Below are 1,136 nucleotides of genomic sequence, written 5' to 3'. Positions count from 1 at the left end.
TAAGCAGAACAAAATTACTACTGTTATAAGTAGAATCAACAAAATCAGAAACGAACATGCTTCCTTGCAACAAACTAATAATATTATTTTTTGTCTTACCAATAATGATAAGGTGATGGCTTATTATAAATATGATGATGAAAAGCAAGATGAAACACTTATGGTTGCAAGTCTCGATTCTAATTATACTGCACAATCTATGGTGCTTCTTCCTCAAGAGTTATTGAGTAAGCTTCCACTAAAAATTACCGATTTAGTCACTGGAAATAGTTATATTTGGGAGAAAGAATGGAATTTTGTGGAGATTTCACCTGGTTTACCTTTCCATTTGTTTAAAGTTGAACGATAACAGAATTTTTTTAACCACATAGTAAAATTTGTAAATTAATAGAATAAAGAATTTCATAGGCATAAAATTCTCACATAGCAATTTTTTGTGTAGTTAATTAAGAGAAGCAGGACTCAAAAATATATAGACAATCTAACTTACTCTATAATTGGTGCAGCTATTGAAGTACACAAAATAATGGGGAGAGGACTTTTGGAAAGTGTCTATCACCAATGTTTGAAAGAAGAGTTTACGTTAAGAAATATAAATTTTATTTCTGAAATGAAGATACCAGTAATTTACAAAGAGAAAGAATTAGAATCTGATTTTAGATGCGATTTGTTTGTTGAAAGTGCTATATAGTAGAATTGAAATCTACATTAAATATTCATCCAATTTATGAAGCTAAATTATTGAATTATATGAACCTCATAAAATCTCCGAAAGGGATTTTAATTAATTTTAATTGCAACAATATTTTCAAAGAAGGCCAAAAAACATTTGTTAATGATTATTATAAAAAACTGCCTAAAGAATAAATTTTATGATTCAAACTATGAAATCTATGAAAAGTGAAACGCCTAAAATTTTTTACAAAAACTAATATTTCTATGTGGTTAAAAAAAAGTGAATTTAATTATGCACCAAATTAATGATAGATATCAAGATGAACGACGATGATTTTCAAAATCCATTTGTTTTTAAAACAGATTGGGAAAATGCTTTTGAAGACAAGGAATTTGTAAAAGTCTTTTCTTCGGATATTCTTGAGAATTATATCATTAATAAACGTTGGTATGGAGGCAAA

At 27.5% G+C, this 1,136-nt stretch carries 2 pseudogenes; both read left to right on the top strand.

From position 1 onward, the window contains the following. A pseudogene (locus EKL98_RS17770) lies at window positions 1–349 on the top strand (alpha-1,4-glucan--maltose-1-phosphate maltosyltransferase); the annotation flags it as partial. Window positions 350–445: 96 nt separating this feature from the next. Then, window positions 446–867 (top strand): annotated as a pseudogene (locus EKL98_RS18650) (GxxExxY protein). Window positions 868–1,136 lie beyond the last annotated feature (269 nt).

The sequence above is a fragment of the Flavobacterium bomense genome, from assembly GCF_003970355.1.
This window is presented reverse-complemented; position numbering and strand designations above follow the sequence as displayed.